Below are 19964 nucleotides of genomic sequence, written 5' to 3' on the forward strand. Positions count from 1 at the left end.
CCGCTGGACGGAGCTCGCTGGTGAATGCAGGCACGCGGAGACGTTCCGGGCGCGGGATCCGCTCGAAACTCGACCGTGTGCCACTGACCCGCCAGGTGGTGGCGATGTGCCTCCTGTTCGGCCTGGCCTTGAGTACTGCGCTGGCGGTGATCCTGGCCGCGGAGGCGGACCTGCAGCGGGAGGTCAGCTCGGCCCGCAGCGCGCAACAGGCACTGGTCGATGCTGCGCGGCTCGAAGGATCGCTGCTGACGGTCGAGAGCAGCGAACGCGGGTACTTCATCGTGCACGACGAGCGGTTCGTGCAGGCCTGGGACCAGGCCCGCGACGCGATCCCGCAGCAGGCCGCGCATCTGGCCGACTCGGTGGCCGGCAATCCGGCGCAGTACGCCCTGGCCGACCGGCTCGATCAGCAGATCACGGACTACCTGCGCGACGACTCGGTTCCCGCGATGGACGGTCTGCAGCACGGGTCGTTCGCGCCGGACCAGTCGCAGCTGCTGGACACGCAGGCCCGGCTTGATGCCATCCACGCGGACTTCGCCCAGTTCAGCACGGCCGAGGACAGTGACGCCGCCCGGCAGGCCGCCATCGCCGACACTGACTCCGACTGGGCTCGGGCGGTCGGGACCGCCGGGCTCCTCGGCTCCATCGTCATCGTCGTCGTGTTCGCGACGTTCGTGAACCGCCGCATCGTCCGGCCGGTACGCGCGGCCGCCGTCACGGCCGACGCGCTCGCAGGCCGCGCGCTGTCGGTTCGCATGTCCGAAGACGGGCCGGGCGAGATCGGCGCGCTGCAGCGATCCTTCAACGCGATGGCCACGTCGCTGCAGCGCCAGCACCATGACCTCGACCGGTTCGTGACCCAGCAGAGCGCCCTGCGCCGCATCGCCACGCTCGTCGCCCGCGGGACGCCACCGGACCGGGTGTTCGGCGCGGTCACCGAGGAGGTCGGCCGGCTGCTGGACGCCGATGCCACCGTGCTGCTGCGGTTCGAGCCGGACGGCAACGGTACCGCCGTCGCGTCCTGGAGCGACCACGGCGACGCCGTCACCGTCGGCACCCGCACGGTGCTGCATCCGCAGGGCGCCGCCATGCAGGTCTACACCACCCGGCGGCCCGCGTGGTCGCCGGTCGGTGCCGGCACACCGGTGACCGACCCGTTCCTGGCCGAGCACGGCATCACGGTCTCGGTCGGCGCGCCGATCGTCGTCCAGGGCAGCCTGTGGGGGGTGCTGCTCGTCCTGGTCGCGGACGCGGATCAGCTGCGTGGCGCGGCCGACCAGATCGCCGATTTCACCGAGCTCGCCGGTGTGGCGGTGGCCAACCTGCAGGCCCGCGCCGACCTCGCCGCGGCCAGCGCGCGGATGGCGGAGGCGGGCGACACCGCCCGGCGCCGAATCGAACGGGACATTCATGACGGTACCCAACAACGTCTGCTCGCGTTGCTCCTCGACCTGCGCCGAATCCAGCAGCAGGCCGTCAGCTCGTCGCCCGCGCTGGCCGGCGAGCTGGCCGCGACGAGCACGGACCTCGCCACCGCCATCGACGAACTGCGGGAGCTCGCCCACGGCATCCATCCAGCCGTACTGACCGAACGCGGCCTCGGCGCCGCCCTGCGAACCTTGGCCCGGCGCGCGCCGATACCCGTCGACCTGGACCTGCACCTGCCGCACCGGCTGCCCGAGCGGATCGAGACCAACGCCTACTACGTCATCGCCGAGGCCTTCACCAACGCCGTCAAACACGCCCGCGCGACGACCGTTCGCATCCACGCCGAGGCCGACCCGGACCTGCTGCAGATCAGCGTCGAGGACGACGGCGTCGGCGGCGCCGACCCGAACGCCGGATCCGGCATCCGCGGGCTCCGCGACCGCATCTACGCGCTCGGTGGCAGCTGCCAGCTGCAAAGCCCGCCGGCGCACGGCACGACGCTTCGCTGCAGCGTCCCGCTGCGGTCCGCCCCGGACCGCCACGAGCCGGAGGGTAGACAGACTACGTATTGCGGTGGACGATGGTAGGTGCTGCGGCATGACTGGCTGACCTGTACGGGGGAGCGGGCATGAAACGACGCAAGTTCGAGCCCCGGGCGCTGCCGGGCAACACTGCGAGCGCGCTGGACGAGAGGTTCCAGGCGGCCACCCCGCTTCGGCGCCTGCTGAACAAGGTCTTCCCCGACCACTGGTCGTTCCTGCTGGGCGAGATCGCGCTCTACTCCTTCATCGTGCTGCTGCTCAGCGGCATCTTCCTGGCCCTGTTCTTCGACCCGTCGATGCGCGAGGTGGCCTACGACGGCAGCTACACGCCCTTGCGGGGGGTGGAGATGTCGCAGGCGTACAACACCGCTTTGCATTTGTCCTTCGACGTGCGCGGCGGGCTGTTCATGCGGCAGATGCACCACTGGGCCGCGCTGCTGTTCATGGCCGCGATCGTGGTGCACATGTTCCGGGTCTTCTTCACCGGCGCGTTCCGCAAGCCGCGCGAAGCGAACTGGGTCGTCGGCCTGCTGCTGTTCTGGGTCGGGCTGTTCGAGGGCTTCGCCGGGTACTCGCTGCCGGACGACGCCCTGTCCGGCACCGGCCTGCGGATCGCGAGCGCGATCCTGCTGTCCGTCCCGATCGTCGGTACCTGGGTGACGACGTCGCTGTTCGGCGGCGAGTTCCCCGGCGACGTGATTCTCGACCGGCTGTACATCGTGCACGTGCTGCTCCTGCCCGGTGCGCTGCTCGCGCTGATCACCGTCCACATGGGACTGCTCGTGAAGCAGAAGCACACGCAGTGGCCGGGCCCCGGCCGGACCAACGAGAACGTGGTCGGCGTGCGCATGTTCCCGGGCTTCGCGGCCAAGGCCGGCGGCTTCTTCATGATCGTGTTCGCGATGATCGCCGCGCTGGCGGGGCTGTTCCAGATCAACCCGATCTGGCTGTTCGGCCCGTACAAGGCGGCGGTCGTCTCGGCGGCGAGCCAGCCCGACTGGTACATGATGTTTCTGGACGGGTCCACCCGGCTGTTCCCGGCGTGGGAGATCCGCTTCGATCTGTTCGGCTGGGGTGACGGCTACACGCTTCCACCGATCTTCTGGCCGACGATCGTCCTACCGGGCATCCTGACGACGCTGCCGATCCTCTATCCGTTCATCGAGGCCAGGTTCACCAAGGACAAGGCCGTCCACAACCTCCTCGAGCGCCCCCGGGACAACCCGTTCCGCACCGCGCTGGGCGCCATGGCGATCTCGTTCTACGTCGTGCTGCTCATCTCGGGCGGCAACGACGTGCTGGCCGACAAGTTCCACATCAGCCTCAACGCGATGACCTGGGCCGGGCGCATCGGCATCCTGGTCATTCCGCCGCTGGCCTACTACGTGGCGTACCGGATCGCGCTGGGCTTGCAGCAGCACGACCGCGAGGTGCTGGCGCACGGCGTGGAGACGGGGATCATCCGGCGCCTGCCCGACGGGCGGTTCGTCGAGATCCACCAGCCACTGCCGTCGGCCGGCGGCGACGGGCTGGAGTACGCGGGCTGGGTCGTACCGAAGAAAATGAACCACATCGGTGCCCTCGCCCCAACGGTCAAGGGATTCTTCTACCCGGTGGAGAAGGCGCCCGCACCGCAGCGCCCCGCACCCCGCCAGCTCACGGAGGAGAGCGAGCCCGAACGGGTCACCGCGCCGCACTGAGCCGAGGGGGCTGGCACCTACCGTGGTCATCTGCACACCCACCGCTCATGGTTCCCCGAGCGCTGTTACGGCCGCGCGCAGCCGGGCCCGCAGTGCGTCGTCGTGCCAGGACACGTCGCTGCCGTAGTAGCTGACCGAGCCGTAGCGCGGGACCCGCTCGTCGCGCTCGGCCAGGTCCGCCAGCACCGGGACCGCCGCGGTGGCCCGCATGTCCACCAGCAACGCGACCGCCTCCTCCGCCCGGGCCTCGGCGAGGCCGGCCAGCAGCGGGCCGACCAGGTCGCCGACCGCAACGCCGAGCTGCCACAGTCCGCGGGCCGCGATCGGGCGGGCCCAGCGCGCCGCGCCGCTGAGCGCGGCCCACAGGCCGTCGGCGAGTCCCGGATCGGCGCCGTCGAGGTCGGGTGCGAGGTCGGCCGCCAGTCGGGCCGCGAAGCCTATGGAGGAGCCCCGCTGGTCGAGGACGGCCCGGGCCGTCGGCAGGGCCTCGGCCGGGTCGCCGGTCGCCCGCCACAGCAGCCGGGCGACCTCGCACCGTACGTCGTCGGTCAGGTCCGGGCCGGCCAGCCACGCCCGCAACGCCGGGACCAACGGCGCCAGCTCCGGCCCGGCCGCCGCCGCGAGATGCAGGTCGAACCCGTCGACCCGGCGCCTGGCCCCATGGGCGGCGACCGCGCCGGGCACCGCACCGCCGTCACCGGTCAGGTCCCGCACGGCCAGGGCCGCCCGGATGTCGCCTTGGAAAGCACGTTCAAGCAGCATTGGTACCGCCGAATGGGCCCCGATCGCCGCCAGCGCCCCCGCCGCCACGCCGCAATACGCCGCCGCGATCTCGGGCGCGGCTTCGACGGCGGCGGGGCCCCAGCGGTGCAGCAGCCGGATGAGCGGGGTCGCCCCGTCCGTGCCGGCCGCGAGCCGGCCCCGGATCGCATGGAGGGCCTCGGGGTCGAAGGCCGGCGGATGGTCCCAGAACAGCTCGGCGGCGACCGGGTCGTACCCGGCGGCCCAAGCGGTCAGGGCGGGCTCGCGCCAGGCGGGGGAACCGACCCGCAGCAGCGCGGCGAACGCCGTCTCGGCCGCCCGCCGGTCCTCGGCCGTGGCCAAGTGCCGGGCCACGCCCGCGAGCCCGTCCGCGACGCCCGCGGCGGGAGCACCGGCGGCGTCGGCGGCGTAGGCGGCGGCCGCGCGCACCTGGGGGTCGGGATCGTCCAGGGCCGGCCGCAGGCGCTCGCTCTGCGCGGCCACGGCGGCGCGGACCTCGGGCTGCACGTCGCCGTAGGACCGCTCCGGGTCACCCAGCCGCCCGATGGTCGACAGCAGGTCGTCGCGCCCGTGCACCCCGGGCCGCATGGCCAGCTCGACGAGCAACGGGACCGCGACGACGGTCGCCGGGTACACGCTGCCCTGGTGGTGCAGGCTCTCGTAGAACGCGAACCGCCCCTCGGCCGCGGCCTCCGCCCCGCCCGAGGCGATGGCCCGGAAGATCTCCGGCGCCTCGCGCGCGGGCCCGAACGCCCCGTCGTGCTGCGCCCAGTCGATGTGGTCCCAGCCCTCGGTCATCACGACTGGGTGAGCAGGCGGGCGTAGTTGGCCATGGACCGCTGGTACCGCGGCAGATGCGGGACGAGCGCCCCCACGGCGATCGCCACCGACTCCCGCTCCCGCCCGGCCTCCAACAGCCCGACGGCCCGCTCGGCCCGCCCGAGGTTGCGTAGCGAGCTGGACATCTGCATGGTGGCCCGCCGGCCCTCGTACTCATCGATGCGCGCCCACGCCGCCCTGACCCGCCGCTCCCCGTCACCCATGCGATCAAGGCTGCCCGACGCTCTCGATGGGCCTGCCTTCGGGGTGGGGCCGGACAGGCCGGGCTCGGGCGAGATCTTCGACTCCCAGGACTCGCCCGTCACCTCGACGTCGGGCTTGTCCTCTCCGGCGGCCTCGGCGTCCGGCTGCCCATCCTCGCTGCCAGCCTGGTCCTGCGGCTTGCCGGTCATCGTGTGGTATGGGTGGAGTCCTTGGAACTGGAGGGGAGACGTTCATCAAGATCGTTGTGGAGCAGGGCTCGTCGAGGTTTGTGACGGCACACCCGGTGCCGTTCTGATGCGCTACTGGCTAGAGGTTCGCGAGCAGCGGATCGCGGGGCTCGAGAAGTACTTGTGCGGGGTCTGCGAGCGGGGGTGGGTGCTGCAGTGCGTTGTGCTGGCAACGGGCACCACCCTGTGGGTTTGTGAGGAGTGTGACTCCGTCTGGCTCGACGCCGAGCAGACCGTGGCCAAGGCGAGTCCTGTCTTTCCCGGGCTCGTTCTTCGGCAGATCGCGGGATCGTCGGCCGGTGCGTTGCGCGAATTCGTCGAGCCCTATGACCACATCGCTCAGCCCTTGAACGACTGGGAGCAGATCAGGCTGGCCGTCGACGTGGCGGACCCGGACGGCGGCTAGCAGGGGCGGTGCATGCCAGCGGCGATCTGCGTGTGTGGGTCATCGACGAAAGTGAGCAGGTTTCGAGGTGACCGTCGCGCGCGTGCACACGTACTACGTGGTGACCGGCCCGGTCCCCGTTCTGGTGCACAACCGCGCCATCTGCCCTCACGAGCTTGCTCCGGACGGAGGCGCGGTCGGGCAATAGCTCTGCCAGGCGGGTCGACGCGATCACCGCCTCCGTGCGCGAGAACGGCGGTCATCAACGGCCTCGCAGCTCACAGTCGGCGACAATGGCTCGACCAGCGCCCACCGCTCGTCAGTCAGGTCCGATGGTTAGCGCCGCGGTCGGGACATCCGGCCACCCGCGGCCGCATCAACATCGATGGTCGCGCAGACACGCCGACCGCTACGCGTGGTCCGGGCGCGCCGCCGCCCCACACCTGTGGCGCCCGCTGGACCCGATCGTCGAGTCGCGCTGGCGCCGGCTACCTGGCGGTGCGGTTCCAGATGTCGCGCTCCGCGTCGGGCGGGATCCAGGGGCTCGGCTCGGTGGCCCAGCCGGCGTCGTAGCGTTGCACCGCTTCGACGAACAACGCCGGCGGCCGGTAGTCGTGGGCGGTGACGTAATGCCAGATCAGGGCCGGCGCCGCGAACATCACGCCGGGCCCAGCCGGCACCCTGATCTCGTAGTACGCCAGCCAGTTCCGGCGCGGCCGCGGATGGGCGATGCGGCCCGTGCCCGGCGGGCAGAGCTCGCAGTCGTGCAGGCCGCGAGTTTCGTTGACGGGCGGGCCGTCGATGACGTCGAGGAGCGCGCCGGCGAACCAGGCCGGGACCGGGCCCCTGTCAAACGGGTGCGACGCGTCCAGCCAACCGACGTTGCGCCGCTCGTACCGCGGGCGGTAGCTCAGCTCGCCCCACTCGCGCCAGACGACGTCTTCGTCGTCTTCGTCGCTGTGGAAGTACGCATAGGGCGTCAGGTCCGCGAAGTAGGCCACACGAGACGGTACAGCGCCGGGTGCGGAACCGGCCGATGAGGTGAGGGGTGTCGGTGTTCAGTGTGGCGGGTGGCGAGGTCTGGAACGAAAGCTGTGATCTCTCGCTCCGGATGTCCCGTGAGGGTGAGTCCGTTGCCGACGGTGTGCCGGCCGGCCTGCGTCACCTGGCGTACCTCAACTGGTTCAACAACCGATTCATGAGTTCGGGTCTCGGCGAGGCGCTCGAGTGGCATCCGGTGGAGCGCATGCAAAAGGTTGCGGACGCGTGTGACTACCTTGGGTTGACGGGCCTGGGTGCACTCATTCGCGACCTTGCGGCCGAGCATGACAACGTCGAGCTGGCGGGGAATCGCAGCGGCGCGTATTGGGACTTCGTGGGGCGGCGGCCCGAGGACGATCGGATCGGCGCGGCGATGGAGGAGCGGTTGCGGATAGCGCCTGAGGATTTCGGGCGTGGCGACCCAACGCGCTAAGGAGCGTCGCCGCGTCCGTCAGCATCCCTGGGTACATGCTGGACGCCCACGCCAGTATCGGCATGTGCTCCTCCGCTGCGGCGCCGAGCGTCAGGGAGATGCCGGCGCCGAAGTCGCCGCCCTGCGCGGCGTAGCGCTCGTACCCGCGTCCCGGTTCAGGGCTGGACGAAGGTGTACCCGGCGTCGCGCAGTTTCGGCAGCGTCACGCCCAGTGCGGCCAGGGTCTGGTCCCGGTTGCCGCCGCCGTCGTGCTCGAGAATGATCGCGCCCGGACGGGTCTGGGTCATGATCGTGGTCACGATGTGCTGGACGCCCGGGCGGCTCCAGTCGCGCGGATCCACACTCCAGTCCAGCGGCCGCAGCCCCAGCGACCCGCACTGCTGCAGCACCGTGGGCGACCAGGCCCCGCCGGGGGCGCGGAACAGCGTGGGCCGGTACCCGCCGCCCGCTGTACTGATGGCGTCGGAAGCCCGTGCGATCTCGGCGTGCACCGCGTTGGCGGCAAGCTTGGCGATGTTCAGCGGGTGGTCGTAGGTATGGTTCGCGATGTGGTGGCCGCCGTCGAGGACGCGCTTGACGAGGTCCGGATGCGCGGCGGCGCTGCGGCCGATCATGCAGAACGTGGCCCGGATGTGCAGGCGGGCGAGGAGGGCCAGCATGTTCGGGGTGTACGTCGGGTCGGGTCCGTCGTCGACGGTCAGCGCGATGTCCGTACCGTGGCAGGGCAGGTAATGCTGCGGGCCGCCGGGCTGCTGGACGACGCCGTGGTTGGTGGGGCAGGTGCCTGCGGTCGGGGGGTTGGCGGGCGGAACGACCAGTGCGCTGCCGGTCGCCTCCGGGCCGGCGCTGTCGCCGGGGTGGGAGTCGCCGGGGATGTCGCCGCCGTGCCAGGCCGGGTGGTCGGTGCCGCAGCCGGCCAGCAGGGCGGCGCCGCCCAGGGCGAGCAGCAGCGACCGGCGGGGGATCGGGGTGCTCATCCGCGGCTCCCGCCGGCGGTGGTGTCGACGAGTTCCGGGTGGGCGGCGACGAATGCGGCGACCCGATCCTGGGCGATGGCCGCGAGCAGCTGCACGGTGGTGGCGTCGAGTGTCTCGTACGACTGGCCGCCGATGACCTCGGTGTTGAACCGGCCGTCGTTCGTCTTCACCGTGACCAGGCTGCCGGGGGTGATGCCGTGCAGCGTGAAGATCCAGTCGGCGAGCGGAATGTCGTTGTTGTAGAACGACACCGCCTTGCCGACCGAGTCGAGGATCTGCCCGACCTTGTGCGGGTCGGTGATGACGCCGGTACTGGACGCCTTGGTGAGCAGGGCCTTGATGAACTGCTGCTGGTGGCGCTGGCGGCCGTAGTCGCCGTCGTTGTCGGCGAGCTTGTCGCGCTGCCGGACGTAGTCCAGGGCCTGCCAGGCGGCCATGTCGGAGCAGCCGACCTCGTAGATCTGGGGCCGCATGTTCGGCTTCAGGGTCGTGGGGATGCCGTCAGGGCTGAAGTTGTACGGCTCGCCCTCCTGCCCGGTGCGGGTGTTCCAGCCGACGTGGATCGACGTGGTGCGCTCGTCGACGCACAGGTGCACGCCGCCGAGGGCGGTGACGAGACTCTGGAAGCCGTCGAAGTTGACGATCGCCGCGGCGTTGAACTTCAGGCCGCCGGCGAGGGTGCTCACCGTCTCGGCCAGCAGGGTGAGGCCCTCGTCGCGGCCGCCGCCGCGCTGGTAGCCGAACTCGAAGGCCGCGTTGACCTTGTCGGTGCCGCCGCGGTACCCGCTGATGCGGTCCGGTGGGATCGCCACCCGGGTGTCGCGCGGGATGCTGGTCAGATAGACCTGGTCGTGGCTCGCGGGGATGTGCGCGATGATGATGGAGTCGGCGCGGGCACCCATCGCCGCGTCGCCGGTCCGCTCGTCGATGCCGACGAGGAGCAGGTTGAGCGGCCCGTCGATGCTGTGGCCGGTCGCGGCGGCGGAGCCGAGGCCGCCGGGGTGGGTGATCTGGGCGCTGTAGTGGGCCAGCACCAGGTCGCCGCCGACCAGGGAACCGGCGCTGCCCAGCATCAGCAGCGCACCGACGATCAGGCACAGCCTGGCCCAGCGGGGGCTGCGGTTGCTGACGCCGATGACCTGTCTCCTCCCGGGGCGGTGTACGTGCAGCGTCGCCGGTACCGGCGGCCGGCGCGACCGCGCTGAGCCGCACATCGGTTACGGCTTTGCCGCACAGCTGTGCGGCCGCACCGGGAGTTCGGCGTGCAGGGTGGTGCCCCGGCCGAGCGGGCTGAGCACCTTGAAGGTGCCACCGAGGGTTTCGACCCGGTCCTGCAGGCCGAGCAGCCCGGATCCGCCCTCGCGATAGGCGCCGCCGACGCCGTCGTCCTGCACGGTGAGCGTCAGTTGACACTCGTCGGTCTCGATGCACGTCCGCACCGTGTTCGCGTGGGCGTGTTTGGCGGCGTTGGTCAGCGCTTCGGAGACGATGTAGTACGCGGCGACCTCGATCTTCTCCGGCAGCCGCCGGTCGACGTGCAGGCGGAGGTCGACGGGCAGCCCGCTGCGCCGGGCCAGGGTGCGGATCGCCGGGGCGAGGCCGCCCTGCGACACGATCGCCGGGTGGATGCCCCGCGACAACTCCTGCAGGTCGTGGGCGACGGCGGTCAGCCCGTCGACGGCCCGCCCGAGCTGCTGCCGGACGACGCCGGCCGTGGGCGGGAGCCCGTCCTGCGCCACCCGCAGGTCCAGTCCGAGGGACACAAGCCGCTGTTGTACCCCGTCGTGCAGATCGCGCTCCAGACGCCGACGGGCATCGTCGGTGGCGGCGACCATCCTGGCCCGCGAGGCGATGAGCTGCGCGCGGCTCTCCGCGTTGGCGATCGCGGTGGCGACGAGCTCGGTGAAGTCCGCCATGCGGCGTTCCGCGTCGGGCGGCGGCTGCTCCGGGCCGGTGGACACGACGATGGCCACGCCCCACACCCGGTCGCCGACCAGGACCGGCACGCCGACGCCGGAGCGGGCGCCGACCCGGCGGGCGATGGCCGCATTGGGCCCCGCCGCGTGCGTGTAGCTGGTCTTCCGGGCGGCCCGGCCGGTGCGGTACACCTCGGCCACCAGGCTGTCGCCTTCGACGGGGACATAGTCGATGTCGGTGGGTTCGCTGCGCCCGATGACCCGAGCGGCCGTGCCGTCCGGGTCGTAGCGGATGAGGATCACGGGGAAGCCGCGGCCGAGGATCCGGCCGAGTTCCTCGGTGACCGCGTCGAACACATTGGCCGGATCGATGCCCCGCGCGACGAGCGTCGCCACCCGCCGCAGCCCGGCCTGCGCCGTGGCCAGCGAGGTGGCCTCCCGCCGGCTGTCCCGGTGCTCCGCCCTGGCGTGGGGCACCGAGCGCGCTGCGACGTGGGCGAGGCCGCTGACCAGCGACGCGGCGGCGAGGAAGGTCGCGGCCGGCCACAGGGCAATGCCGGGTAGGAAGCCCAGCGCGGCGACGCTCGCCAGCGCCGTGACGGCGCCGAGCCGGGCGCCCCACAGCACGGACATGGCCAGGACGCCGGTGAGGTACACCATGCCGCTCGTCTGCTCGAGGATGCCGACCGGCAGCGCGACCAGCACGACCGTCTCCACCGCGACGATCGCGACAGCCACGGCGACCCGGACCGCCATCGGCGGCGCCGGGCGCGCCAGCAGGGCCGGCAGGCATCTTCGCATGAGTGGCCGTTCCCCTCGCGCGACAATCTCACCTCATTCGAGCACCTTCCCGCCGCAACCCGCATCACCCCCGAACCGGACGCCGCCCGATCGGAGGTGAGGATTGCCACCCGCTGTGGTGGCACGGAAGCCGGCGCGTCGGCTGGATGCGGGCCGATGTCGCCGGCCGGAACGGCGTCGACGTGCCCGCTCAGCAGAGCGGCGTGCTCGGTGGCGGGCGGCGACCTACGCCGCCCGCTGCCGGTCGGCTTCGGCGTCAAGAGCGCCGGGAAGTCACGGTCGTACGCGGTCGGGTTCGTTGCGAGCCGCCATCGACACGCCGGCCCAGATGAGGCCGGCGAAGACCGGGTAGACGGCGCAGCGCTCGACCAAGCCCACCAGCACGTTTGCCGAGGCGGCGGCCGAGAAGGCCACGATCGAGACCAGCCCGAACACGCCGAGTGCGGCGATGCCCCGCCCGGCCCGGCGGGTGAGGCCGAGGCGGGCGTGCAGGCGGCCGAGCACGATGATCAGCACGTTGCCGCCGACGATGGAGGCCAAGGCGCCGAAGCCGTGATAGTCGACCCGGCCCAGCCGGTCGGCCTCGCCGTCGCCGTGGAAGATCGCCAGGACGATGCCGCCGGCACCGACGAGCGTTCCCAGGGTCAGCGCCAGCCAGCGCCGCCAGCCGTGCAGGCCGCGCAGTGTGACGGTACCGATGAAGACCAGGACGCCGAAGGCGAAGAAGCCGGTGTTCATAACCCAGGCCAGCGGCGAGTACATGTACTGGCCGAGTGCGGTGAGCGGGCCGTGCACGCCGAGGTCGCTGATGTAGTGGTACGTGTAGCTGTAGGGGGGATCAGACCAGGCTGCGGCGGCAACGAACTCAAGCAGCAGGAAGATCACCGGCCCGGCAGTCAGGAGGACGCCTGTGGACCGGCGCTGGGCGACACAACGCTGTCCTTCGATAACTGGTATCACACCAGTACTGTATCGAGACCAGTTTTGGTGTCAAGCCGGAATTTTGTAGGATGCTGACCATGGGAGTCGGGGCGGGGCCGGGCGGGCGGCGGGAACGGAAGAAGGCAGCGACCCGCGCTGCGATCCTGGCCGCGGCGCTGGAGCTCTTTCTGGAGCGCGGCTTCGACGCGGTGAGTGTGCGGGAGATCGCCGATCGGGCGGACGTCTCCCCGACGACCGTCTTCGCGCACTTCCCGCAGAAGGAGGCGCTGCTGTTCTACGAGGAGGACGAGCAGCGCGAACGACTCGTCGCCGCCGTGCGGGACCGGCCGGCCGGCGCCTCGATCTCGACGGCGCTGAAGGCCCACTACCGCTCGGAGTTCGTCGCCATGTGGTCGGGCGACGACGCCGAATTGCGCCGCCGAGTCATGGCACTCATGGAGGCGACACCCGCGCTGCAGGACTACGCCTCCCGGATGTGGAACCGCCATGAGGACGCGCTCGCCGCGACGATCGCTGAGGAGTTCGGCCTGGTGCAGCCGAGCGACGAGATCCGCATCTACGCCCGCTTCGCCCTGCAGATCCAGCTGCTCGTGACCAGCGACACCGATCCAATGCTCGAAGCGGGGTTCCGCATCCTCGACCACGGTTGGATCGGACCGACCTGACCGTCTTTGCTGCAGCTCATCGGCGTGCTCGGCGAGTTGCAGGTTGGACGGAATCGTCGGCCGTCACCGCGTGCAGCGTCGGGTGACCGGGAAGCCGTAACCTCCTCGGCAAAGGGCGTGAACCCGGAGGTGAGGCGATGCCGTACGTGCTCGACACCGCGGACCTGCCGCCGCGGGAGCGGGTGGAGGCCGTCCACACGGCGATGATGTACGCCTCGGCGCCGTGTCACGTCATCCACGAGGACCCGGACGGCGACGTGCACGCCCGGATGGAGGTGTGGGACTTCGGCAACGCGAACATCTTCACCCACCGCTCGTCCGGCATCCGGCTGCTGCGCACGGCGCGGCTGGCCCGGCAGGACGCGATGCCGGTCGTGGCCCTGTCCGTGCAGCGGCGCTCGCCCGGCCGGATCGAGCAGCAGCGGCGGCGGGCCGTCGTGCCGGTCGGTGAGCTGCTCGCGGTCGACCTGTCCGGGCCGTACGACTACTCGTGGTCCGGCGACGGCGCGGCCGGCTGCCTGCAGGTCGGGTTCGACCAGCTCGGGCTGCCCGTCGACGTCGTGCGCCGGGCCACCGTGGAGGTGCGGGCCAGCTCGTTCTACCGGATGGTCACCGACCACATCGCCCACCTGGCCCGGGACCCGGGGCGCATCGTCGCGGACCCGGCGGTGGGCGCCGTCGCCGCGGCGAGCGTCGACCTGGTGCGGGCGCTGCTGGCCTCGGCCGGGCGCGGCGGGCAGCACGCCCGGCAGGTGCTGGCCGAGACGCTGCTGACCCGGGTCCGGGTGTTCGTGCGGCAGCACCTGGCCGACCCGGACCTCACCCCGCAGCGGATCGCCGCGGCGCACAACGTGTCGCTGCGCCACCTGTACAAGGTGTGTGCGGAGGCCGGTCTCAGCCTCGAGCAGTGGATCATCAGTGAGCGGCTGCAGGGGGCGCGGCACGAGCTGTTGCTGCCGGAGAGTCGGCACCGCTCGGTCGCCGCGATCGCCCGGCGCTGGGGGTTCCGCGACGCCACCCATTTCACCCGGCGGTTCAAGGCACGGTACGGCATGCTGCCCAACCAGTGGCGGCGCTCGTCGGCCGACGCCCGGTCGTAAGGCCCGCACCCGGGCCGCCGCAGGTGTGCAGCGTGGGCCGACGGCGGTGCACGCACAGCCGAGTCGGCGCAGGCCGGCGCCGTTACGGTCGGCCGGGTGGACATCGGGTTCGGTGAGCACCTGCGCACGCTGCGGGCCGGGGCCGGGCTCACCATCGAGGCGCTGGCCGAGGCCGCGGGCCTGAGCCCGCGCGCGATCAGCGACACCGAGCGCGGCCGGAGCCGGGTGCCGCAGCCGCGGACCGTCGCCGCCCTGGCCGCCGCACTCCGGCTCGACCCGGCACAGCGGGACGCGTTCGCCGCACTCGCCCGGGCCGGCCGTGATCCGCAGGCGGCGACCGGCCGGCCCCGGACGTGCGAACTGCCGCGGCCGGGCGGCCCGTTCGTCGGCCGGGTCGCCGAGCTCGACGCGATCGGCCGGCAGCTGGCGGCGGTGCCGGCGGGCGGACCCGGCGTGGCCGTGGTGGTGCACGGGCCGCCCGGTGTCGGCAAGACGGCCCTGGCGGTGCGGGCGGCCGAGGAACACCGCGACCGGTACCCCGGCGGCGTCTTTCATCTTGATCTGCGCGACGGCGATCTGCGCAACGGTGCGCGGCCGGCGCAGGCCACGCTGCTCAAGGCGCTGGGGGTGCCCGCGGCGCGGATCGCCCGGGACGAGGACGAGCGGGCCGGTCAGGTCCGGGCGGTGCTGTGGCACCGGCGGTGCCTGCTGCTGCTCGACGATGCCGCCGACGAGGCCCAGGTCCGCGGACTGCTGCCGGGCGCCGGCGCGAACGCGGTGCTGGTGACCAGCCGGCGGGCGCTGGGCGGCCTGGAGGCGGTACACCGGCTGGGTCTGGCGCCGTTCGCCCCGGCGGAGTCGGCGGCGCTGCTGCACGCCGCCGCGGCCGGTCACGACGGCACGCCGGCGCAGGTCGAGGCCGTGGCCCGGCTGTGCGGGCACCTGCCGCTGGCGCTGCACATCGCCGGCACCCGGCTGCACAGCCGTCCGGGATGGTCGATGGCCGTGCTGGCCGAGCGGCTGGCCGACGCCGACCAGCGGCTGGCGCTGCTCAGTGCGCCCGGATCCGGGGTACGGGCGGCGTTCTTGGTGTCCTACGCCCAGCTCGCCGGCCCGGTCCGGGCGGTGTTCCGCCGGCTGGCCGAGGTGCCGGCGGTCTCCTTCGGCCCGGCCGAGGCGGCCCTGGTGGCGCCGTGCCCGGTCGCCGAGGCCGAGGAGCACCTGGAGGAGCTGCTCGACCTGGGACTGCTGGAGCCTGACGGCGACCGGCAGTACCGCTTCCACGACCTGATCCGGCTGTTCGCGGCCGAGCGGCTGCGGGCCGAAGAGCCGCCGGCGGCGCCGGACGGGCCCGCCCGGCGTTCTGCCTAACGTTCCGCATGGTGCCCGCCATGGGCCGCTGGTTGCATGGGCGGCAGACCGGTGATCGCCGAGCAGCCCGCTCACCGGCGACCGCACGGTCGAGGTCCGCACGACGAACTGACAGGAGCCCGCTCGTGTACGTCACCACCTCCGACGGTGCCCGCATCTTCTACAAGGACTGGGGCACCGGCCGGCCGGTCGTGCTGGCCCACGGCTGGCCGCTGCACTCCGACAGCTGGGAGGCCCAGCAGCTGTTCCTGGCCGAGCACGGCTTCCGGGCCATCGCCCACGACCGGCGCGGGCACGGCCGCTCGAGCCAGACCTGGCACGGCAACGAGATGGACACCTACGCCGACGACCTCGCCGCGCTGCTGGAGCATCTCGACCTGCGCGACGTCACGCTGGTCGGCTTCTCCACCGGCGGCGGGGAGGTCGCGCGGTACATCGGCCGGCACGGCACCGGCCGGGTCGCGCAGGCGGTGCTGGTCTCGGCCGTGCCGCCGTACATGGTGCGCACCGCCGACAATCCCGGCGGGGTGCCGGTCGAGGTGTTCGACGGCATCCGGGCCGGGTCGCTCGCCGACCGCTCCCAGCTGTACAAGGACCTGGCCGACGGGCCGTTCTTCGGGCACAACCGGCCCGGCGCGAACGTCTCGGCGGGCATCCGGGAGGCGTTCTGGCTGCAGTCGATGGCGGCCGGGCACCGCGCGGCGTTCGAGTGCATCGCGGCGTTCTCCGCCACCGACTTCCGCGACGACCTGGCCCGCTTCGACGTGCCGACGCTCGTCATCCACGGCGACGACGACCAGGTGGTGCCGTTCGACGTCGGCGGGAAGTCCTCCGCCGCGCTGGTCAAGGGCGCCGAGCTGATCGTCTACGCCGGTGCGCCGCACGGCATCACCGACACCCACAAGGAGCAGCTCGGCCACGACCTGCTCGCGTTCCTGAAGGAGTACGACGCATGAGCACGATCGTTCTCGTCCACGGCCTGTGGGTCACCCCGCGCAGCTGGGAACACTGGGTGCCGTACCTGGAGGGCAAGGGGCACACCGTCCTGACGCCGGCCTACCCGGGCTTCGAGGTCGAGGTGGAGGCGCTGCGGGCCGACCCGGCCCCGATCGCCGCCGCCACCGTCCCCGAGACCGTGGCCCACCTGGAGAAGATCATCACCGCGCTGCCGGAGAAGCCGATCATCATCGGGCACTCGTTCGGCGGTACCCTCACGCAGCTGTTGCTCGACCGCGGCCACGGCGCCGCCGGCGTGGTCATCGACTCGGCCCCGACGGAGGGCATCCGGGTCACCCCGCCGTCGCAGATCCGGTCGCTGTTCCCGATCCTCAACAACCCGGCCAAGCGCCACCAGGCCGCCGGGTTCACGCCCGAGCAGTTCCACTACGCATTCACGAACACGCTGTCGGCGCAGGAGTCGCTGGCCGCGTACGAGCGCTACGCCATCCCGGCCCCGGGCAGCTGGGTGTGGGCCTACGGCCTGATCGCCAACTTCAAGCCCGGCAAGCAGGAGACCTGGGTCGACTACCACAACCCGGACCGGGCCCCGCTGCTGTTCATCGCCGGCGGCGCCGACCACATCATGCCGCCCTCGGTCAACCGGTCCAACGCCCATCACTACAAGGGCGACGGTACCGTCACCGAGTACCGCGAGTTCCCCGGCCGGTCGCACTGGACCTGCGCCGAGCCCGGCTGGGAGATGATCGCCGACACCGCCATGGACTGGGCCCTGCGCCACGCCCGATGACGGCTTCCACGCCCGGTCCGCAGCCGCGGGCCGGGCGGTGCCGGTGCCGGGTCAGCCGGTGTCGAGGGCGGCGGGCAGCTGGGTGCGGCGGGTGACGCCGAGCTTCGGGTAGATCCGGTACAGGTGGGAGCCGACGGTGCGGTGCGACATGAACAGCCGCTCGGCGATCTCGCGGTTGGTCAGGCCCTGCGCGGCGAGGGCGGCGATCTGCAGCTCCTGCGGGCTGAGCCGTTCCCCGGCCGACAGTACCCGGAGGCGGCTCTGCTCCCCGGCGGCCCGCAGCTCGGCCCGCGCGGCCTCGGCCCACGGCCCGGCGCCGAGGCCGTCGAACGTGTCGCGGGCCGAGCGCAGCAGCTCCCGGGCCGGCAGCGACTGGTAGCGGCGGCGCAACCGGCGGCCGAGGTGCACCTGCAGCCGGGCGCGGTACACCGGCCAGCGGCCCAGCTCGCCGGCGAGCGCCACCCGCGCGGTCTCGGCCGCCTCCTCCTCCGGGGCCGCGAGCGCCGCCGCGTACTGCGCCGCGACGAGCAGGATCGGCGCCTGGACCCGATCGGCGAGGCCGGGCAGCTCGGCGGTGAGGGTGCGGGCCTCGTCGAGGCGGCCGGCCCCCACGGCGGCGTCGAACAGGTCGGGGACGAGCCACCAGCGCATGTACCGGTGGTAGGTGGGTTCGGCCGGGTCGAACGTGCGCGCCAGGACGGTGTAGGCGTCCTGCATGTCGCCGCGGAACAGGTGGATCAGCCCGCGGGCGTGGGCCAGGGCGACCTGGATGTAGCGCATCCCGTCGGCCAGCGGGCTCGCCGCGACCTCGTCCAGCAGCGCCGTGGCGTGCTCCAGGTCGCCGCGCATGGCGGTGATGGTCGCGATGCTGGTCTGGGCGGCGACGGCGTAGAACGCCTCACCGGTCTCCTGGGCCAGGGCCCGGGCCTCGGTCAGCTCGGCGTGGGCGGTGTCCCACTGGCCCAGCCACAGCCGCCCCCAGTTGCTGCCGCCGAGCAGCCGCACCAGTACCCCGAGGCGGCCCTGGGCGCGGGCGTCGAGGACGGCGACGTCGGTGCAGGCGGAGCTGCGGGCGAAGTCGCCGAGGACCAGGGCGGCGCCGCCGAGGAACCGCATCGCGTCCGGCCCGGCGTCCGCGGGGGCGTCCCGCAGCCGTTGCAGGACCTCCCGGCCGCGTTCCTCCGGCACCGTGTAGGCGAGGATCGCCAGGGCCTGCGGATCCGGCTCGGGCGCGAGGACGTCGACGAGCGCGGCCACCCGGGCCCGCGCGCCGGCCGTGTCGGGGCCGGTCGCCTGGAAGAAGCAGCGCGACGCCGCCCGCCACAGCAGCTGCATGCTCACCTCGGGCCGGCCGGCCTGGTGGGCGGCCACGGCGAGGTCGGTCAGCTCGTGGACGCGGTGCAGCGGATCGCGGTACTGCGGGTAGCGCACCACCTCCAGGACGTTGGCCAGCCGGGCGTGCTCCACCGGGCCGAGTCCGGTCAGGTCGGCCGCCGCAAACAGCTGCTCGACCTCGTGGCGGGCCCCGACCTCGCTGGCCAGTTCGGCCGCGCGCAGCATCAGCGAGCGGGCGGCGGGCGGTGACTCGGTCAGCTCCCCGGCCCGGCGCAGCGCCGCGACCGCCGACATGGTCGCGCCCCGGGCCCGGGCCCGCCCGGCGTAGCGTTCCAGCTCCCCGGCCAAGGTGTCGTCGGTGCCCAGCGCCGCCGCGGCCAGGTGCCACAGCCGCCGGTCGGGAGCCGCGCCGAGCTGGGCCGCCAGCGCGCGGTGGGCCTGCAGCCGGTCGGCCACCGCCGCCTGCTGGTAGACCGCGGAGCGCATGAGCGGGTGCCGGAACTTGAGCGCCGCCCCGGCCGCCTCGATGAGCCCGGCGTCGATCGCCTCCTGCGCGTCCGGCAGCCCGACACCGATCCCGGCCGCCGCGCTCGCCGCGGCCAGCAGCCGGCGCAGGTCGCAGGTGGTGTCGGCGGCCAGGACGAGCAGCAGCACCTTGGCCCGCGGACCCAGGTCACGGGCCCGGGCCGCGAACGCCGCCTCGAGGCGCCGGTTGAGCGGCAGCGCCCCGTCGACCGGGCCGGGCCGCACGCCCTCCCCGGCGGTCTTGGGCAGCTCGACGAGCGCGAGCGGGCTGCCGGCCGCCTCGGCCAGCAGCCGCCGCCGGATCGCCGGTGGCAGCAGCGGCGCCCGCGCGTCCAGCAGCGCGGCCGCGTCGGCGCTGCCGAGCCGGCCGATCTCCAGGTCAGCCAGCCCGGAGCGGCGCTGCGGGTCGTCGGCGGCGACGGTGCGGGTCGCGCCCAGCGCCACCACCGCCTCGGCGGCGATGCGCCGGGCCAGGAACGCCAGCACGTCGCCGCTGGCCCGGTCCATCCAGTGCAGGTCGTCCACGACGAGCGCCACGGGACCGGCGGCCGACAGCTCCACGACCAGCTCCAGGGCGGCCAGCGCGACCGCGTACACGTCGGGCTCGCCGTCTTCCAGACCGAGCGCGCTGCGCAGCGCCGAACGGTGCCCGGGCCGCAGCGCGTCGATCGTGCCGGAGACCGGATGCAGCAGCTGGTGGATCGTCGCGTACGGCAGGCTGGCCTCGCTCTCCACCCCGGCCGCCCGCAGGACCCGCACGTCGCGGTGCGCGGCCGAACCCACGAACGCGTCGAGCAGCGCGGTCTTGCCGATCCCGGGCTCGCCCCGGATCACCAGCGCACCGCCCCGGCCCCGCGCCGCGCCGGCCAGGAGCCGATCCAGCAGCGCCATCTCGGCGTCGCGGCCGAACAGCGGGGCCGGCGCCGCGACGGGCGCGTCCGGCCGGCCTCCCGCCTCGCTCTGCACCGGGTCATTCTGCCATCGGCGCAGTCGAGGACCGCAGTCGTTCGACTCAGGCGT

17 protein-coding genes are annotated in these 19964 nt (G+C 72.9%); 9 read left to right on the forward strand and 8 right to left on the reverse strand.

All coding sequences use genetic code 11. From position 1 onward, the window contains the following. The first annotated feature begins 77 nt into the window (after positions 1-77). Positions 78-2018 carry a CHASE3 domain-containing protein gene (locus ACQPZ4_RS19725; protein ID WP_433063025.1) on the forward strand — a complete coding sequence of 647 codons (1941 nt, stop codon included), beginning with the start codon at positions 78-80 and terminating at the stop codon, positions 2016-2018. A gap of 41 nt (positions 2019-2059) precedes the next feature. Next, positions 2060-3673 (forward strand): cytochrome bc1 complex cytochrome b subunit, encoded by a 1614-nt coding sequence (gene qcrB, locus ACQPZ4_RS19730; RefSeq protein WP_433063028.1) that lies wholly within the window; start codon positions 2060-2062, stop codon positions 3671-3673. 45 nt (positions 3674-3718) lie between these two features. Here the strand turns inward: qcrB and ACQPZ4_RS19735 are convergent, their stop codons facing one another. Together ACQPZ4_RS19735 and ACQPZ4_RS19740 are read right to left on the reverse strand one after the other, a co-directional pair. Further along, positions 3719-5233, reverse strand: coding sequence for a hypothetical protein (locus tag ACQPZ4_RS19735; RefSeq protein WP_433063030.1), 1515 nt, complete (start codon positions 5231-5233; stop codon positions 3719-3721). Further along, positions 5233-5667, reverse strand: a complete 435-nt coding sequence (locus ACQPZ4_RS19740; RefSeq protein WP_433063033.1) for a tetratricopeptide repeat protein — start codon at positions 5665-5667, stop codon at positions 5233-5235. Before ACQPZ4_RS19740 ends, ACQPZ4_RS19735 begins: the two co-directional genes overlap by 1 nt. 106 nt (positions 5668-5773) lie before the next feature. On the opposite strand from ACQPZ4_RS19740, the gene ACQPZ4_RS19745 reads away from it, so the two are divergent. Beyond that, entirely contained in the window at positions 5774-6112 is a 339-nt protein-coding gene (locus tag ACQPZ4_RS19745) for a hypothetical protein (protein WP_433063036.1), read from the forward strand. A gap of 467 nt (positions 6113-6579) precedes the next feature. Here the strand turns inward: ACQPZ4_RS19745 and ACQPZ4_RS19750 are convergent, their stop codons facing one another. Continuing rightward, a complete protein-coding gene (locus tag ACQPZ4_RS19750) occupies positions 6580-7092 on the reverse strand; it encodes a hypothetical protein (RefSeq protein ID WP_433063038.1) in 513 nt (170 codons plus the stop codon). Positions 7093-7139: 47 nt separating this feature from the next. Between ACQPZ4_RS19750 and ACQPZ4_RS19755 the strand changes: the two genes are divergently transcribed. Then, positions 7140-7565 (forward strand): hypothetical protein, encoded by a 426-nt coding sequence (locus ACQPZ4_RS19755; RefSeq protein ID WP_433063041.1) that lies wholly within the window; start codon positions 7140-7142, stop codon positions 7563-7565. 155 nt (positions 7566-7720) lie between these two features. Here the strand turns inward: ACQPZ4_RS19755 and ACQPZ4_RS19760 are convergent, their stop codons facing one another. The 4 genes from ACQPZ4_RS19760 to ACQPZ4_RS19775 form a co-directional block, all read right to left on the reverse strand. Beyond that, positions 7721-8542 carry a polysaccharide deacetylase family protein gene (locus ACQPZ4_RS19760; RefSeq protein WP_433063043.1) on the reverse strand — a complete coding sequence of 274 codons (822 nt, stop codon included), beginning with the start codon at positions 8540-8542 and terminating at the stop codon, positions 7721-7723. Beyond that, entirely contained in the window at positions 8539-9756 is a 1218-nt protein-coding gene (locus ACQPZ4_RS19765) for an LCP family protein (protein WP_433063045.1), read from the reverse strand. The genes ACQPZ4_RS19760 and ACQPZ4_RS19765 overlap by 4 nt, the downstream gene beginning before the upstream one ends. A 3-nt stretch (positions 9757-9759) precedes the next feature. Then, positions 9760-11259, reverse strand: a complete 1500-nt coding sequence (locus tag ACQPZ4_RS19770; protein ID WP_433063047.1) for a GAF domain-containing sensor histidine kinase — start codon at positions 11257-11259, stop codon at positions 9760-9762. Positions 11260-11532: 273 nt separating this feature from the next. Beyond that, positions 11533-12144, reverse strand: a complete 612-nt coding sequence (locus ACQPZ4_RS19775) for a DUF998 domain-containing protein (protein ID WP_433063050.1) — start codon at positions 12142-12144, stop codon at positions 11533-11535. A 134-nt stretch (positions 12145-12278) separates the two neighbouring features. On the opposite strand from ACQPZ4_RS19775, the gene ACQPZ4_RS19780 reads away from it, so the two are divergent. The 5 genes from ACQPZ4_RS19780 (at position 12279) to ACQPZ4_RS19800 (ending at position 17084) form a co-directional block, all read left to right on the forward strand. Further along, entirely contained in the window at positions 12279-12866 is a 588-nt protein-coding gene (locus tag ACQPZ4_RS19780) for a TetR/AcrR family transcriptional regulator (RefSeq protein ID WP_433063053.1), read from the forward strand. Positions 12867-13003: 137 nt separating this feature from the next. Then, positions 13004-13966, forward strand: coding sequence for a helix-turn-helix domain-containing protein (locus ACQPZ4_RS19785; RefSeq protein ID WP_433063055.1), 963 nt, complete (start codon positions 13004-13006; stop codon positions 13964-13966). Between the two features lie 96 nt (positions 13967-14062). Then, entirely contained in the window at positions 14063-15337 is a 1275-nt protein-coding gene (locus tag ACQPZ4_RS19790) for a helix-turn-helix domain-containing protein (RefSeq protein ID WP_433063058.1), read from the forward strand. Between the two features lie 8 nt (positions 15338-15345). Continuing rightward, entirely contained in the window at positions 15346-16293 is a 948-nt protein-coding gene (locus ACQPZ4_RS19795) for an alpha/beta fold hydrolase (protein WP_433063061.1), read from the forward strand. Continuing rightward, complete coding sequence (locus tag ACQPZ4_RS19800; RefSeq protein WP_433063064.1) at positions 16290-17084, forward strand: alpha/beta hydrolase; 795 nt, start codon at positions 16290-16292, stop codon at positions 17082-17084. Before ACQPZ4_RS19795 ends, ACQPZ4_RS19800 begins: the two co-directional genes overlap by 4 nt. Before the next feature lie 51 nt (positions 17085-17135). Here the strand turns inward: ACQPZ4_RS19800 and ACQPZ4_RS19805 are convergent, their stop codons facing one another. Further along, positions 17136-19910: an ATP-binding protein gene (locus ACQPZ4_RS19805; RefSeq protein WP_433063067.1), complete on the reverse strand. Its 2775-nt coding sequence runs from the start codon at positions 19908-19910 to the stop codon at positions 17136-17138. Positions 19911-19964: the final 54 nt, after the last annotated feature.

The sequence above is a fragment of the Dactylosporangium sp. CS-033363 genome (assembly GCF_050942475.1).
Lineage (GTDB): Bacteria > Actinomycetota > Actinomycetes > Mycobacteriales > Micromonosporaceae > Dactylosporangium.

Bases quoted from the DNA above. Each gene is read 5' to 3' on its own strand.
- qcrB (WP_433063028.1), top strand. From the start codon at position 2,060: ATGAAACGACGCAAGTTCGAGCCCCGGGCGCTGCCGGGCAACACTGCG.
- ACQPZ4_RS19735 (WP_433063030.1), bottom strand. From the start codon at position 5,233: ATGACCGAGGGCTGGGACCACATCGACTGGGCGCAGCACGACGGGGCG.
- ACQPZ4_RS19740 (WP_433063033.1), bottom strand. From the start codon at position 5,667: ATGACCGGCAAGCCGCAGGACCAGGCTGGCAGCGAGGATGGGCAGCCG.
- ACQPZ4_RS19745 (WP_433063036.1), top strand. From the start codon at position 5,774: ATGCGCTACTGGCTAGAGGTTCGCGAGCAGCGGATCGCGGGGCTCGAG.
- ACQPZ4_RS19760 (WP_433063043.1), bottom strand. From the start codon at position 8,542: ATGAGCACCCCGATCCCCCGCCGGTCGCTGCTGCTCGCCCTGGGCGGC.
- ACQPZ4_RS19765 (WP_433063045.1), bottom strand. From the start codon at position 9,756: ATGTGCGGCTCAGCGCGGTCGCGCCGGCCGCCGGTACCGGCGACGCTG.
- ACQPZ4_RS19770 (WP_433063047.1), bottom strand. From the start codon at position 11,259: ATGCGAAGATGCCTGCCGGCCCTGCTGGCGCGCCCGGCGCCGCCGATG.
- ACQPZ4_RS19780 (WP_433063053.1), top strand. From the start codon at position 12,279: ATGGGAGTCGGGGCGGGGCCGGGCGGGCGGCGGGAACGGAAGAAGGCA.
- ACQPZ4_RS19785 (WP_433063055.1), top strand. From the start codon at position 13,004: ATGCCGTACGTGCTCGACACCGCGGACCTGCCGCCGCGGGAGCGGGTG.
- ACQPZ4_RS19795 (WP_433063061.1), top strand. From the start codon at position 15,346: ATGGTGCCCGCCATGGGCCGCTGGTTGCATGGGCGGCAGACCGGTGAT.
- ACQPZ4_RS19800 (WP_433063064.1), top strand. From the start codon at position 16,290: ATGAGCACGATCGTTCTCGTCCACGGCCTGTGGGTCACCCCGCGCAGC.